The organism is Dellaglioa sp. CoH-55-MRSF-8, assembly GCF_056782195.1.
Genome location: NZ_JBXAYH010000217.1, coordinates 1 through 262 on the forward strand (window position 1 = coordinate 1; position 262 = coordinate 262).

The 262-nt window shown below is 57.6% G+C and carries 1 protein-coding gene; it reads left to right on the top strand.

Annotated elements, in window-relative coordinates:
• Positions 1-68: 68 nt before the first annotated feature.
• Positions 69-262 (top strand): hypothetical protein (locus AC1RPW_RS08540; protein ID WP_481769535.1); only part of this gene is annotated, 194 nt, incomplete at its 3' end.

Consider the following 262-nt stretch of genomic DNA (forward strand, 5'->3'; position numbering starts at 1 on the left):
ACTTTTGCTCGCACTGTTCAATCTTGATGTGGGGTGAGGATACTTGCGATTTCCGTGGTATCGGGCCCGTGGCTGATGACGACGGCCGGCCGTGGTACTATACGGTTCTGTGTGAGACATGCGGTCCTATTCAGGTTGACGGAAACGGGGCACGTGTCACTCCGCTCGAAGAGCGGGACGATCAAAACCGGCACATCGCGCCGGGCCAGTTTTTCGATTATCTGCCGCCCGATCATCCGGTGGTAGTTGCACAAGGGCCAGG